The sequence below is a fragment of the Paenochrobactrum gallinarii genome (genome assembly GCF_014205685.1).
Classification (GTDB): Bacteria; Pseudomonadota; Alphaproteobacteria; order Rhizobiales; family Rhizobiaceae; genus Paenochrobactrum; species Paenochrobactrum gallinarii.
On the sequence record NZ_JACIIU010000006.1, the window covers coordinates 1 to 13,892 of the forward strand.

At 46.5% G+C, this 13,892-nt stretch carries 12 protein-coding genes and 2 pseudogenes; 1 reads left to right on the top strand and 13 read right to left on the bottom strand.

The window, feature by feature from the left end; translation table 11 throughout:
• Nucleotides 1-580: pseudogene (locus FHS77_RS08020) on the bottom strand (transposase); the annotation flags it as partial.
• A 1,564-nt stretch (nt 581-2,144) separates the two neighbouring features.
• Nucleotides 2,145-2,471 carry a hypothetical protein gene (locus FHS77_RS08025; RefSeq protein WP_184222149.1) on the bottom strand — a complete coding sequence of 109 codons (327 nt, stop codon included), beginning with the start codon at nt 2,469-2,471 and terminating at the stop codon, nt 2,145-2,147.
• A 135-nt stretch (nt 2,472-2,606) separates the two neighbouring features.
• On the opposite strand from FHS77_RS08025, the gene FHS77_RS08030 reads away from it, so the two are divergent.
• Nucleotides 2,607-2,993, top strand: coding sequence for a helix-turn-helix domain-containing protein (locus tag FHS77_RS08030; protein ID WP_184222151.1), 387 nt, complete (start codon nt 2,607-2,609; stop codon nt 2,991-2,993).
• A gap of 17 nt (nt 2,994-3,010) precedes the next feature.
• Here FHS77_RS08030 and FHS77_RS08035 read toward each other — a convergent pair whose 3' ends face one another.
• The 11 genes and pseudogenes from FHS77_RS08035 to FHS77_RS08085 all read right to left on the bottom strand — a co-directional run bounded on the left by FHS77_RS08035 (nt 3,011) and on the right by FHS77_RS08085 (nt 13,391).
• On the bottom strand, nt 3,011-3,982 hold the full coding sequence (locus FHS77_RS08035) for a hypothetical protein (protein ID WP_184222153.1): 972 nt from the start codon (nt 3,980-3,982) through the stop codon (nt 3,011-3,013).
• 208 nt (nt 3,983-4,190) lie between these two features.
• On the bottom strand, nt 4,191-4,682 hold the full coding sequence (locus FHS77_RS08040; protein WP_184222155.1) for a hypothetical protein: 492 nt from the start codon (nt 4,680-4,682) through the stop codon (nt 4,191-4,193).
• A gap of 266 nt (nt 4,683-4,948) precedes the next feature.
• Nucleotides 4,949-5,053 (bottom strand): annotated as a pseudogene (locus tag FHS77_RS08045) (magnesium chelatase domain-containing protein); the annotation flags it as partial.
• Between the two features lie 91 nt (nt 5,054-5,144).
• Nucleotides 5,145-6,086 carry a glutathione synthase gene (gene gshB / locus FHS77_RS08050; protein ID WP_184222157.1) on the bottom strand — a complete coding sequence of 314 codons (942 nt, stop codon included), beginning with the start codon at nt 6,084-6,086 and terminating at the stop codon, nt 5,145-5,147.
• Between the two features lie 101 nt (nt 6,087-6,187).
• Nucleotides 6,188-6,478, bottom strand: coding sequence for a DUF1330 domain-containing protein (locus FHS77_RS08055; protein ID WP_184222159.1), 291 nt, complete (start codon nt 6,476-6,478; stop codon nt 6,188-6,190).
• A gap of 90 nt (nt 6,479-6,568) precedes the next feature.
• The gene (pyrF, locus tag FHS77_RS08060) at nt 6,569-7,276 is read right to left on the bottom strand and encodes an orotidine-5'-phosphate decarboxylase (RefSeq protein WP_184222161.1); all 708 of its coding nucleotides are present in this window, start codon (nt 7,274-7,276) and stop codon (nt 6,569-6,571) included.
• Nucleotides 7,277-7,453: 177 nt separating this feature from the next.
• Nucleotides 7,454-8,035: an NADPH-dependent FMN reductase gene (locus FHS77_RS08065; RefSeq protein WP_184222163.1), complete on the bottom strand. Its 582-nt coding sequence runs from the start codon at nt 8,033-8,035 to the stop codon at nt 7,454-7,456.
• 30 nt (nt 8,036-8,065) lie between these two features.
• On the bottom strand, nt 8,066-8,665 hold the full coding sequence (gene pmtA, locus FHS77_RS08070; protein ID WP_184222165.1) for a phospholipid N-methyltransferase PmtA: 600 nt from the start codon (nt 8,663-8,665) through the stop codon (nt 8,066-8,068).
• Nucleotides 8,666-8,876: 211 nt separating this feature from the next.
• Nucleotides 8,877-10,010, bottom strand: coding sequence for a molecular chaperone DnaJ (dnaJ, locus tag FHS77_RS08075; protein WP_184222167.1), 1,134 nt, complete (start codon nt 10,008-10,010; stop codon nt 8,877-8,879).
• A 273-nt stretch (nt 10,011-10,283) separates the two neighbouring features.
• Nucleotides 10,284-12,191, bottom strand: coding sequence for a molecular chaperone DnaK (gene dnaK, locus FHS77_RS08080; protein WP_184222169.1), 1,908 nt, complete (start codon nt 12,189-12,191; stop codon nt 10,284-10,286).
• 213 nt (nt 12,192-12,404) lie between these two features.
• Nucleotides 12,405-13,391 carry a Gfo/Idh/MocA family protein gene (locus FHS77_RS08085; RefSeq protein ID WP_184222171.1) on the bottom strand — a complete coding sequence of 329 codons (987 nt, stop codon included), beginning with the start codon at nt 13,389-13,391 and terminating at the stop codon, nt 12,405-12,407.
• Nucleotides 13,392-13,892 lie beyond the last annotated feature (501 nt).

Consider the following 13,892-nt stretch of genomic DNA (forward strand, 5'->3'; position numbering starts at 1 on the left):
GCCTTACGACGCAAAACCGCATGGACGCGGCGATAGCCATAAGTTGGAAGCTCAGCAATAATAGCTTGTATTTCGGACACCAATTCAGCATCTGGCAGGGGTGGTCGTCCTCTACGTTTTTTAGGTCGATCAGCAACACGCGCAGTGATATTGGATCGAGCAACCTGTAACGTCTCGCAAACAGTACTCATCAAATGCCGCCCTTGGGCCATGACACAGACCGCAATGTCTGTTTTTTTAAACCAGATGTGGCCTCAAGAGCATCTTTGAGAATTTCGACTTCCATGGTCTTCTTGCCCAGAAGACGCTGTAATTCCCGAACCTGCTGCTCAAGTGCGCGATATTGCGATGATGGAACCACCTCTTCATCTGCCGATGTAGCTGTTAAAGCTCCCTGTGTCGCTAATTTACGCCAGCCAAAAAGCTGATTGGGCGCAATACCATGCCGACGGGCAACCAGACTGACTGTTGCACCAGTTTCATAGGTTTCCTGAACCATCGAAAGCTTCTCAGCGCTCGTCCAGCGACGGCGACGTTCTGGACCGCCCAAAATTTCAATATGCGAATTATGACTAGTCATATGCCTAACATTACTCCTAACCCTTAATTAAGGGTGAGAAAATGTCCGGAGAATTCGGGGGCTCTTACACTACTATCTTAGACCTGTCATGAGCCCACACTTTACCGAGCATCACGACACTATTCTTTGATACCAGAAAAGAAAAACTAAAATACTAGGATAAGCACTATTCATTTAGACTAAATATATCGCACAACAATATCAGCAGGTTTATCCGTCGTGTAAATACCTTCGCATATGGGCCCAAGATTATACCAATTATCACTCCCATTTCATCTCCGATGAATGGGCTTTAAATTACTATTACCTAAAGAGGAATAATTTGAACAACAAAGAATTACTTAATGAATATGCAAATTGGATAGATAAGGAAATTATTGAATATTCCGACTATTATAATATTGATGGAAATAGTTTGAATGTAAAAGAATTTGTCAATAATTACGGATACTACATAACATTTAATTTCGATACTAAGAAAATGGTACGTAAGTATCAATTACATTCATCGTCATATCACGAGTTAAACGAGAGAAATATTAACAATGTGAGATTTCTTTACAATTTGATATGCAGAAATGCTTTAGGTCGTAACTTTATGAAGCAAACAGAATTGTTACCGCTAGTAATAATGTGTTCCGATGTAAACAATACCAAGTTCTGGTCATACAGCGGCGATATTGATAACCTGCATATACACTCTATATGGATATCGAACCCGGCTCTCAATATTGACTTGGGTCAATCTATATCAAGTATATTAGAAAGTGATACATCTAGAAATTTTGACTTTCGGGATGTACACACCGAGCGTATCACATCATATAATCCGTCGGCTGATACTCCTTCAAGAATTGCAACGTATACGGCGAAATTCATACCATTCAACACACACAAGCTGGACATTGCCTCGGATATCCGAATATTGCCTGAGTATAAATTTAAGCTGTAATACTTGATATAATTGGTGTCGTATTCTTATGGCCTGATCGGTGAAGGTCCTTCACTCGGTCTATCAAGGTTAAGGCTTATTACTTGAGGGGGGATATCAGTTTACAAGCTGGCATTCATGACTATCTAAAGTTTTTTATTACGTATTTTTCGCCGATCTCATAGGTTATCAATTGACCATGTTCGCATGAATAATTCGCATCAGAATCCGCTCCACCAAACATAACGCCATCTTGATCAGGCTCATCAAAGCTGATGTACCATTGTTTCGTGTCTTCTTTCCGTAATTGTGTAAGAATGTAAGCAAAGCATCTGGAATCTACGTCGTTTAGTCCTCGTTGAAGATAAACTTCTGTCTTTCGATCTAATTTATCCAAACGCATTTTCTCTGCATAAGCCGGTATGAGGTGACCGAAAAATATCGTTATCATACAAGCAGTTACAACTAAGGGAGTTCTCAATTATTTACCTCTCCGTCGACTTGGCTACTCGATGACACTTGAAGACTCCATCATCGCAACAAAAACAACGGTCTGCATTTAAAGGTTAGGAATCCGGATTTTCAATGTCTAAGAGTATATTAAGAATATAATCTCCTAAAATCGGTTATAGTTTAATAGTAATAACGTTTATTTCTAAAAATAAACATTAAAATGTATACAGGCACCCAAAGGCCGCCAGTGAATATTGAAAGCAAGATGTGAATCCAATGAGGAAATTTACGTAATTGCATAGAATCATTGGATGATGATGAAGAAGATGCTCCTCCGCCAGCATTCATAAAGACGTTTGGACTATTTCGCTGCGATTTAAGTGCTTCTAATTCGCGCATTTGATGGTCTAAAATTTCACCGCAGTGGCGGCATTTTTTTGACTCAGCATTGATCTGCTCTGCGCAGTACGGACAAGTCTTTGTGGGCACTAAAGTTTTCTCTTGCATTTCACTTCCATCTAAATGCGGTTGACTATTGCGAAATTAATAAAGTGTTCATAGCTCATACACTTATATAAAATTTCGGCAAAATAATACACATGTATTATATTCAATTTAAAAATAGTACAAGAGGACATTTTAATGATTGCATTCTTATCTCATCAGATAAGAATGCAGAACATTCGCACCAAAGAACCCAATGAAAACAGTTTTGGCGAACGCCTTAAAACTGCAAGAAAATACTTAAGCATTACGCAAGAGGAATTAGCATCAAAAGCTGGACTGTCGACCATAACGATTAGCAAGCTTGAGTCTGGTGTTAATAAGCCTTCATTTGATGTCATACTTGCTCTTAGCCATTCAATGGATATTGAACCAAATTATTTTTTTGGATGGTCTAATGAAATCTCAGCTAAATCTAATTCAGTACGTCGCATAAAACTTCAGAGCTTAATACTTCAAGCTGAGCAACTAGATGATATTTGGCTTGATCAGCTAATATCCCTATCAAAATTAGCCTATAAGTAACTGAAAATATTATCGCTTCATAGCATGTCATCGCTTAATGCACGAAGCCATATATCATCTAGGTGAGATGTTGCCGCTGCAATTTGATCAATTTCTTTTTTTGTCGGCTTCCGATTTTGGCGACCAAAACACTCATCAAGATACCAGCCCAAATTGCCAAACTTGATGAACTTTAAAAGCAGGAAGTCATCCCCTCTTGTCCTATAATAACAGGAGTTTCCTGCCTGTGCATTGACACAAGAATTGTAAAAATAATTACGATCTGTAAGACAATTGCCTAATTGTTGTGCAATATCTTGAAGCTCATCTCCTGTTTTAATTGGTACAAATTCTGGAATGCTCCAAGGTTCTGCAGGAAATGGACGTTTTGAAATAGCCTTGCGTAATGCAGCAACTGGATCTCTCGAACCGGAGCTATCATTCAGTAAAGGCTCTATCAGTTTTGGGTCTGTGATGCGCTTAGCTAACCAAAGGTATTCTTCGATAGCAACATTAAAAATCCTTGATCGAAGCATGAAATTAGCAAAATTTACAGCAAGCTTTTCACGAGGTAGTTTGGCGATCAGTAACACTGCTCTAGTATCAATTTTTTTCGCATGATGAAGGGTTTGCGTTAAAGCATCTCCGCGACTAAGAGCGGTATGTACTGCCTTGTAAAACTCTGGAGTTTCTGCACAAGGTCCGAGTTTTGAAAGAAGGCTAATCATACCCGGAGGGCAAGTTCCGAATGCAGCGCGCAATAGTTCTTTACGACGGCTTTTAGTGAGCCAATTACGCATATCTATTTCTAGTGGCAGCCTCGTATCATCCACAGAAAGAACTGCGTGCCAAACATGACGATGAGTAGCTGAAGCTATCATATACTCAGTAATAAAATTCTCTCCCCAAATCGTAAGTATTGAGGATGAAAACTCTCCGGCAACGTGCTGAAGGAGGTCTGGAATTGTTTCAGCTGTTAAACCTGATTTAATAATCGCTTTTGATACCATATACGATGATATCAGACATTTAGAAAATCTAGGCAACGTCTCCATTATCTAGCTAATGAAAAACATTATCCAGCTATTCAAGCCTGACATACAGGCCCTGAGTGCCGCTGCTTTATGAAAAATATATTACGCAGTGATATTTCTATTACCCACTAAACACTGCACTAAAAATCGTCCCTCTTCTATATGGTTCTTTACTTTTCGTACTTTAATTAATTGACCCATATATTAGTAATACTGCTCTAGCATCAATTTTTTTGGCGTGATGCAGGGTTTGGGTTAAAGTATCTCCACGACTGAGAGCCGCATGTACTGCATTGTAAAATTCAGGAGTTTCTGCACAAGGTCCAAGCTTTGAAAGAAGCCTGATCATACCTGGAGGGCAAGTTCCGAATGCCACCCGTAATACCTCTTTGCGGCGGCTTTTAGTAAGCCAATTACGCATATCTATTCCTAGTGGCAACCTTGAAGCTGTCACAGAAAGGACTGCATGCCAAACATGACGATGAGTAGCTGAAGCTGTCATATATTCGGAAATACAATTCTCTCCCCAAATCTCAAAAATTGAGGATGAAAACTCTCCGGCAACATGCTTAAGGAGGTCTGGAATTGTTTCAGTTGTTAAACCAGAATTAATAATCGCTTTTGATACCATATACGATGATATCTGACATTTAAAAAAGCTAGGCAACGTTTCCATGGTCTTGCCATAGTAAAACATGATCCAGCCATGCTAACCAGACGAATAGACCTTGAAAGCGTGCCCTATGAAAAACTTAAGGCAGTGATCTTGGGATTACCCAACTAAGCATCTTCTCATGTTAACCAGATGCCTTTCAGGGCTATAAAATCGGTTAATAACTGATGTGTATATAATGTCTTTAATTTAAAATATCATTTTACACTGCGCTAAAAAATCTGATTATTTTCATATGGTTACATATTTTTCGCATTTTAATTAATTGACCCATGTATTGAAATGCCCATTTTGCCCGGAGCAACCATGATTTGCACATCAACAGGAACGGCATCAATGCCTTGAAATGCGACCGTACCGACGCGTGAAATCATAAAAGCCCTCCCGACTAATATAATAAGGGCCGCGATTACCACCGCAGCCCTTATAAATAGATCATGTCAAAGACAGTGCTTCAATAGGTATTTAGTTACGCTTGGCTTCCACTGCATCCCAGAAAAGGGCTGCTACATCAGCACCGCCAAAGCGTTTGATTTCACGCAGACCTGTTGGCGAGGTCACGTTGATTTCGGTCATATAATCACCGATCACATCAATACCAACGAGAATAAAGCCGCGTTCTTTCAACGACGGGCCGATACGGGCGCAAATTTCCTGCTCGCGCGCAGTCAGTTCGGTGGCTTCTGCGCGGCCGCCCACATGCATGTTGGAGCGGGCATCACTTTCAGCCGGTACGCGGTTGATCGCGCCAACCGGTTCACCGTCAATCAGGATGATGCGCTTGTCACCGGCACGAACATCTTTCAGATAACGCTGTGCAATAAATGGCTCTCGATACATCTGCTCGAACATTTCCAGCAGCGATGTCAGATTACGGTCGTCGGTGGTGAGGTGGAAAACGCCGGCGCCGCCATTGCCGTAAAGCGGCTTGATGATGATGTCACCATATTGTTTGCGGAATTCCAGCACTTCCTGAATATCTTTGGTAATCAGCGTTTCCGGCATCAAGTCCGGAAATTCGGTGACGAAGATTTTTTCAGGGCTGTTACGCACCCATGCCGGATCATTGACCACCAGTGTTTTCGGGTGGATACGCTCAAGCAAATGCGTAGTGGTAATATAATTCATGTCGAATGGCGGATCTTGGCGCAGCAGCACCACATCCATTTCCGACAGGTCAAGACGTTCCGGCTCGCCTAAGGTGTAATGGTCGCCTTTGACATCGCGGACTTCGAGTTTTTCAAGGCGGGCTGTCACCACACCGTCGCGCATTGAAAGGCGGTCAGGGGTGTAGTGATAAAGCTCATGGCCGCGCGCCTGTGCTTCCAGACAAAGCGCGAAAGTAGTGTCCCCTGTAATATTGATGGTGCTGATATGGTCCATCTGAACTGCAATCTTCAAGGCCATGGTCTCCTAAGGGCGTTCGCGTTTGTCATTTAAGTGTTTATGGAAAATAGGATATCCGCCCTCAGGTTCAAGTGAGTGTGAGAGCGGATACGGAGTTTATTTTAAACGGCTGCTTCCACCAGCACAATTTCGCCGTCGGCAACGGTTTGGCGGATGGCCTGGGCTGCCTGATATTCCGGTGAGTTGAAGCAATCGAGTGCGTGCTGCATTGATTCAAATTCGATAATCACGTTGCGGGCACGGCCTTGGCCTTCCACCAATTCTGCTCTGCCGCCGCGGGCAAGAAACTTGGCACCGTAGCGCTCAAAGGCTGGCTTGGCGGTCGATACGTAATCCTTGTAACGCTCCGGATCCTTAACATCGACACGTGCAATCCAATAAGCTTTGGTCATATGATCAATCTCCTCCTGATGATTATGATGAAACTTTAAGCTTTTCAAAAACCTGCCCGCAATGCGGCATTCAGACTTTGGCTTTAAATTTTAAGATGATGAGCTTGCTGCCATTTCGGCAAGGATTTTCTCGGCCGCTTCCCGTCTGTCCGGTGCTGCTATGATCGGGCGCGCAACAACCAGATGGCTGGCACCGGCTTTGAGAGCATCGGACGGGGTCATGACGCGCTTCTGGTCACCAAGCTCTGCGCCTTGCGGGCGGATGCCGGGGGTGACGATTGCCAGATCATTGCCAACAATCTGGCGAATGGCCGCAGCCTCTGCGGCTGAGGCCACTACGCCGCCCATGCCAGCCTCACGCGCTTGGGCTGCACGACGCAGCACCAGTGTCTGCGCATCATCTTTATAGCCGGCTTCGATGAGGTCAGCATTATCCATAGAGGTGAGAACTGTAACACCCAGCAGGCAAAGACCTGAGCCTTTAGCCGCCTCAACGCCTGCGCGCATCGCTTTAGGGTAAGCATGCAATGTCAGCATGGATACGCCCATTTTAGCGATATTTTCCACCCCTTTGGCCACCGTATTATCGATGTCCAGCAGTTTCATATCCAGAAATACTTGTTTCTTGGCTGCAATCAGGGTGCGGACAAAATCCAGACCACCGGCAAATGCCAGCTGGTGACCGACTTTGTAGAAGGAAACCGTGTCGCCTAATTCGTTAACGACTTGCTCTGCGTCTTTAACCGTCGGCACATCAAGCCCGACAATGAGACGGCTGCGTACATCTTCCACAGTCATGTCATTTTACCCTTTTATCTTTTCACAAACAGACTGTTATTGGCACAAACATCGGTGTTGTGAAAGTCTATAAACGCATGAGAGCGCCGCGTGCCGGTTTTGGCACGCAAAGGTCGCTCTCACACCTTAAAATGAGTGGGTAATCCTTCAACAGATTTACGTTTGGGAGCTTGCCCTCTAAGTGCGTGGGCGCAGACTGCAATTTTCAATGAGGATACGGCAGGCATTGGTGAGCGCGCGTTGGCTGCGCTCATCTTTGAGCGCATTGTCTGCGTCAAAGGCATTGGCAGCACCTGAAACCGAACATTGCTCGGTTACAACCTGTGCACCCACCGCCATTAAAACCGCACGCAGATGATAAAGGCCGCGCATACCCGCAAAAGCTCCGTTGGAGGTGGAGCACAAAGCGGTGGTCAGACCTGCATAGGGTCTAAGCGGAGCATCGCCGTCTTTGGAAATACGGCTGACCCAGTCCAGTGTGTTTTTCAACAATGGCGGGATCGACGCATTATATTCAGGCGAGCAGATCATCAAGCCGTCATGATTGGCGATGATGCGGGCGAGCTGCATGGCTGGTTCAGGAATGCCATGCTCACTTTGCAGGTCTTCATCCATGATTGGCAGCGGATAGTCACGCAGCGAAATTTGCGTGACTTGCGCGCCTTGTTTTTCCAGTTCATGCGTTGCGGCATCAGCCATATGCTGGCTGAAAGCGCCGTTGCGAACCGATCCGGCAAAAACCAGAATTTTAGTGGACATGGATGAGTGCTCCTTCAAGGCATATTTCGTTTAAGAAAGCGGGCTGCGATAGACCCATAATTGTGCAGGCGGCACATTGCGCATGACAAAGTCATAATGCTTGACCACATAATTGCCTTTGCCTGCCGGAACGGGTGCAAGCGGGCCATAGGTGATCTGAATAACCGGACGACCGGCCGGCACACGACGTAGCAAATCTTCAATGATCTGGACACGGGCCGGAACAGGGAAGTTCAAAAGCGGTACAGCTGACACAACACTGTCGAACAACATGTCTTTGTTGTCACCCAAAGTGGTGTCGAGATCAAAGGCGTCGCCCTGAATGATGTTTACATCCGGATAATTGATACGCAGATGTTTGGCAAAATCTTCTGAATATTCGACGCAGTACAAATCCTGCGGTTTTACACCATGCTGCAAAATCGCTTTGGTGATCACACCAGTGCCGGGTCCAAGTTCAAGCACCGGCAGTTTGGATGTGGTGTCGATGACACTCGCCATGCGGCGTGCAGTGATGGAGCTTGTCGGTAAAATGGCTCCGACGGCTTTCGGCCCGTCAATCCAGCCTTTAAAGAAGCGAATTTCTTCGTTGAATTTCTCGGCGAATTTACGTGCCAGCGGTCCTGCCATTATGCGATCTCCCATTAATGTCACTTGGCAAAAAACAATTTGGTGCACTCATCAAACATCAAACTTGCCTCAAGGTTTACGTTCATAACACGAAATTTGTGACAAGAAATTGCTTTTTCGCGTGTTTGAATTCACAGTTCATTTTTTTATGAAACAGTTTTACGTTTGATGATAAATCCAAAAAGACAAAGAAAAAGGGGCCAAAAGCCCCTTAATCTTTAATTCCTTCAAAGAAATCTTTCATCCGTGCGAAAAATCCGGTCGATTGCGGACTATTTTCTTTGGAAGAAATTTCTTCAAATTCCTGCAACAGCTCGCGCTGGCGCTTGTTGAGATTCTGCGGCGTTTCAATTGCCACCTGAATGTAAAGGTCGCCGAGATTGCCTTGGCGCAGTACCGGCATGCCCTTTGCCTTGAGGCGGAACTGCTTGCCGTTTTGCGTGCCTTCCGGAATTTTGACGCGGGTTTGCGTGCCATCCAGCGTGGTCACTTCAAACTGGCCGCCAAGAGCTGCCGTGGTCATGGAAATCGGCACTTTGCAATAAAGGTCGGCTCCGTCGCGCTGGAAGAATTCATGCGGCTTGATGGAAATAAAGATGTAAAGATCGCCCGAAGGGCCGCCGCGTGTGCCGGCTTCACCTTCGCCCGACAAGCGGATGCGGGTGCCATCTTCAATGCCGGCCGGAATATTAACCGAGAGCGAGCGCTCCTGCGAAACATGGCCGGTGCCCGAGCATTTGGTGCAAGGATCAGGAATGGTCTGGCCACGGCCGTTACAGGTCGGGCAGGCGCGTTCAACTGAGAAGAAACCTTGCGAGGCACGCACACGTCCGGCACCGCCACAGGTGGCACAAGTGACAGGCTGCGTGCCGGGTTTTGCACCGGAACCGGTACATTCGTCACAAGTGATGGAGCTTGGTACGCGAATTTGTGCGGTCTTGCCGGTGAAAGCTTCTTCTAATGAGACTTCCATATTGTAGCGCAGATCGGCGCCGCGCTCACGTCCGCCGGAGCGGCGCTGACGTCCGCCACCCATCATCTCGCCAAAAATATCTTCGAAAATATCGGAGAAGCCGCCTGCACCGCCAAAGCCACCGCCAAAACCACCACCGCCGCCGCCGTTTTCAAAGGCTGCATGGCCGTAGCGATCGTAGGCTGCGCGTTTTTGCGGGTCTTTCAGCACATCATAGGCTTCACCAAGCTCAATAAACTTGCGCTCTGCTTCCGCATCACCCGGGTTTTTGTCGGGGTGGAATTGCATGGCAAGTTTACGATAGGCCGATTTCAGAACTTTATCGTCAGCTGTTTTGGTAACACCAAGGATTTCGTAATAGTCGATCTTCATGAATTCGTCTTTCAGGCGGCTCTCATAATGATGGCCAAAAACTTTAATGACCTCACAGCGCGCAAAACATATGGAAACTGGCTGCGATACCAGATCTAAAGCAAGATGTTATCGCGACTGGCTGTGAATAGCAGAGTGCCTAAAGATCAGACCTCTGACCGGTTAACTAAGAACAAAACAACCGGAACAGCCGCCAATGTTTTGCTTCATAAATGTAAGCTCGAATATCGGAAAGCCCGACTTGAAAGTCGGGCTCCCCACATATCGGTTAGATTATGACTTCTTTTCGTTGTCGTCGATTTCTTCGAAATCAGCGTCAACAACATCGTCATCCGAAGCCTTGGCATCGTCTTCGCCAGCCTGTCCATCTTCGGCCTGACCAGCTTCATACATAGCCTGACCAAGCTTCATGGAAGCTTCAGCAAGGGTCTGTGTCTTGGTTTTGATGTCTTCTGCATCATCACCTTCAACAGCAGTTTTCAATGCTGCCAGAGCAGTTTCGATGGCCTGCTTATCTTCAGCCGAAACTTTTTCGCCGTATTCTTTCAGCGACTTATCGGTTGAATGGATAAGGCCTTCTGCCTGGTTCTTGGCTTCAACAGCTTCACGGCGCTTCTTGTCAGCTTCAGCGTTGGCTTCAGCATCTTTAACCATCTGTTCGATATCAGCATCGGAGAGACCGCCAGAAGCCTGAATGCGGATCTGGTGTTCTTTGCCGGTGCCTTTGTCTTTTGCAGACACGTTAACAATACCGTTGGCATCGATGTCGAAGGTCACTTCAATCTGCGGAACTCCACGTGGTGCCGGTGGGATACCAACCAGATCAAACTGGCCAAGCATCTTGTTGTCGGCAGCCATTTCGCGCTCACCCTGCGCCACACGAATGGTCACAGCAGACTGGCTGTCTTCAGCGGTCGAGAAAGTCTGGGACTTCTTGGTAGGGATCGTGGTGTTACGCTCGATCAAACGGGTGAAAACGCCGCCCAATGTTTCGATACCCAGTGAAAGCGGGGTAACGTCGAGGAGCAATACGTCTTTCACGTCGCCCTGCAAGACACCGCCCTGAATTGCTGCACCCATGGCAACAACTTCGTCAGGGTTCACACCCTTGTGCGGCTCTTTACCAAAGAACTCTTTAACGACTTCCTGAATTTTTGGCATACGGGTCATACCGCCAACCAAAACAACTTCATCAATGTCGCCGGCTTTCAGACCAGCATCTTTCAATGCAGCCTTACATGGGTTGACTGTGCGCTGTACCAGATCGTCCACGAGGGTTTCGAGCTTGGCGCGTGACAGTTTGATGGCCAGATGCTTAGGACCGGTCTGATCTGCGGTGATGAACGGCAGGTTAATCTCAGTCTGCTGCGCAGATGAAAGTTCGATCTTGGCTTTTTCAGCAGCTTCTTTGAGGCGCTGCAGAGCAAGCTTGTCGTTCTTCAGGTCAATGCCCTGTTCTTTTTTGAACTCATTGACGAGATATTCAACCAGACGCATGTCGAAGTCTTCACCGCCGAGGAATGTATCACCATTGGTGGATTTTACTTCAAATACGCCATCGCCGATTTCGAGGATCGAAACGTCAAAGGTACCGCCACCAAGGTCATAAACCGCAATGGTCTTGCCTTCGCTCTTATCGAGGCCGTAAGCCAGCGCCGCAGCAGTTGGTTCGTTGATGATACGCAGAACTTCGAGACCTGCGATGCGGCCTGCATCTTTGGTTGCCTGACGCTGAGCATCGTTAAAATATGCAGGAACTGTAATAACAGCCTGTTCAACTTTTTCACCGAGGTAATCTTCAGCGGTTTCCTTCATTTTCTGAAGGATCATCGCGGATACCTGCGAAGGTGAATATTTTGTGCCGTGGACTTCTACCCACGCATCACCATTGTCGCCCTTAACAATCTTGTATGGAACCAGATCTTTATCTTTGGTTACCATCGGATCGTCGAAACGACGGCCGACAAGACGTTTAACAGCAAACAAGGTGCCTTCCGGATTGGTCACGGCCTGACGTTTTGCAGGCTGGCCAGCGAGGCGCTCGTCACCTTCGGAGAAAGCGATAATCGACGGGGTGGTGCGTGCACCTTCCGCATTTTCGATGACCTTCGCGTTTTTGCCGTCCATGACAGCTACGCAGGAGTTGGTCGTTCCCAGATCAATACCAATTACTTTAGCCATATTTATCTCCATTCAGCAAACCGCTTAGACCTCTGACGAGCGTTCTGTTAAGCGGCCCCTATCGGTTCTAGGCTGCCCCTTGATCGTGAATTAAGGCATCCTGTTGAAGGGTATATAAGAAAGGGTTATTTTCACTGCAAGTCGGTTTAGGTCAGTTCTGCAAGATTCCTGCCGCAAGTGACAGTATTTTGCCCGAAACCATGAAAAAACGGCTTAAACCTCTGTCCAATTTCCTTTTTTTCCGGCTTCATAGACCATATCAATGAAATGCTGATTGCCTTTTGAGTTTTCAAGACTGAAAACACTGACAGGCGCGCCGCGTGCTTTACGCACAAATGTTTCCGCTTGCAACTGATACTGATTAATATTCTGGAAGCTGTAGGCGGTCGTGGTGTCGCGGGTGGCATTATGCACGGTCAGGCGGGCATGGTCATATTTGAGCGGATTGAAGGGTGCATGCACTTCAATATAGCCTTTATCGCCGTGAAAAATCATTGATTGGCGGTAGGCCATTTGTGTTGCCACGTAAAAATGCAGATCAAACCCGTCAAATTGCGCCTCTACACTGGCATAGCGATCGGTGTTGAAGGTGGGGTCAAATTCTATCTGTGCGCGGATGCGCTTTGGTTCAAGGCCGGTGCTCATACGGGTGGTGACCACCGGATAAACCCCGATATCAGGCAGGCCGCCACCACCAAGCGATAATTGATTGCGCATATTGGCGGGATCATTGTTAAAGTAAGTGAAAACGCCTTCCACGCGGCGTAAATGTCCAATCACACCTTCCTGCAACAGTTCACGCAGTTTGATCCACTGCGGATGGTAATAAACCATGAAAGCTTCAGAAATCACCACGCCATATTGATCGCGCGCGGCAATCAGCGCATCAATTTCTGCCGTTTTAAGCGCAATCGGCTTTTCGCATAAAACATGTTTACCCGCCTTGGCTGCTTTAAGCGTCCATTCCGCATGTTGCGATGTCGGCAGCGGAATGTAAATTCCGTCGATCTCATCGCAGGCAAGCAGCTCGTCATAGGAGCCGAAGGCGTGTTTCATACCAAAGCGATCAGCAACGTGACGCGCTTTGGCCAAATCACGGCTGGCGATGGCATGTGCTACGCCGTTTTCACTGGCGCAGATTGCCGGAATAACCTGATTGATGCCAATATTCGCCGTCGACAGGATGCCCCATCTAAACATGATTTCCCCTCTTAAATGAACTGGCTGATGTTCGCGCAACACTATCCTGCGTTATGAAAAAAAAGAAATGCTGATTCTTAAATAAATGCTGGCGGGCTCTTTTGAGTTGAAACAGATGGGGGGGTAAGCTCTTTGGTTGTGTATTCACTGTTTTATCACCATTTTTTCAGGTGAATTTTCACTTTTTACCGAAATGTTCACAAAATTTGACAATGGGGGTTGAATATTAAAGACCGCTGATCCATATCAGGGTTACTTACCGCTGTGCCTCCTCCCATTGCGCGCGGTAAGTGTTCCCCTCTGAAGGTTTTGCCTTTAAGGCACCTTCATAAATTTTAAGCCGGGCTCTTTAGTCCGGCTCTTTTTTTGCCCGAAATCTGAATGGGCTTCCCCCGAAACTTGAATAGACATATTGTGCAGTCAGCTACTACTTGGCAGCTACTACTTGGCAGCCACTATTGTGCAGTCAGCTACTACTTGGCAGCTACTACTTGGCAGCCA

Bases quoted from the DNA above. Each gene is read 5' to 3' on its own strand.
- FHS77_RS08025 (WP_184222149.1), bottom strand. From the start codon at position 2,471: ATGCAAGAGAAAACTTTAGTGCCCACAAAGACTTGTCCGTACTGCGCA.
- FHS77_RS08030 (WP_184222151.1), top strand. From the start codon at position 2,607: ATGATTGCATTCTTATCTCATCAGATAAGAATGCAGAACATTCGCACC.
- FHS77_RS08035 (WP_184222153.1), bottom strand. From the start codon at position 3,982: ATGGTATCAAAAGCGATTATTAAATCAGGTTTAACAGCTGAAACAATT.
- FHS77_RS08040 (WP_184222155.1), bottom strand. From the start codon at position 4,682: ATGGAAACGTTGCCTAGCTTTTTTAAATGTCAGATATCATCGTATATG.
- gshB (WP_184222157.1), bottom strand. From the start codon at position 6,086: ATGGCCTTGAAGATTGCAGTTCAGATGGACCATATCAGCACCATCAAT.
- FHS77_RS08055 (WP_184222159.1), bottom strand. From the start codon at position 6,478: ATGACCAAAGCTTATTGGATTGCACGTGTCGATGTTAAGGATCCGGAG.
- pyrF (WP_184222161.1), bottom strand. From the start codon at position 7,276: ATGACTGTGGAAGATGTACGCAGCCGTCTCATTGTCGGGCTTGATGTG.
- FHS77_RS08065 (WP_184222163.1), bottom strand. From the start codon at position 8,035: ATGTCCACTAAAATTCTGGTTTTTGCCGGATCGGTTCGCAACGGCGCT.
- pmtA (WP_184222165.1), bottom strand. From the start codon at position 8,665: ATGGCAGGACCGCTGGCACGTAAATTCGCCGAGAAATTCAACGAAGAA.
- dnaJ (WP_184222167.1), bottom strand. From the start codon at position 10,010: ATGAAGATCGACTATTACGAAATCCTTGGTGTTACCAAAACAGCTGAC.
- dnaK (WP_184222169.1), bottom strand. From the start codon at position 12,191: ATGGCTAAAGTAATTGGTATTGATCTGGGAACGACCAACTCCTGCGTA.
- FHS77_RS08085 (WP_184222171.1), bottom strand. From the start codon at position 13,391: ATGTTTAGATGGGGCATCCTGTCGACGGCGAATATTGGCATCAATCAG.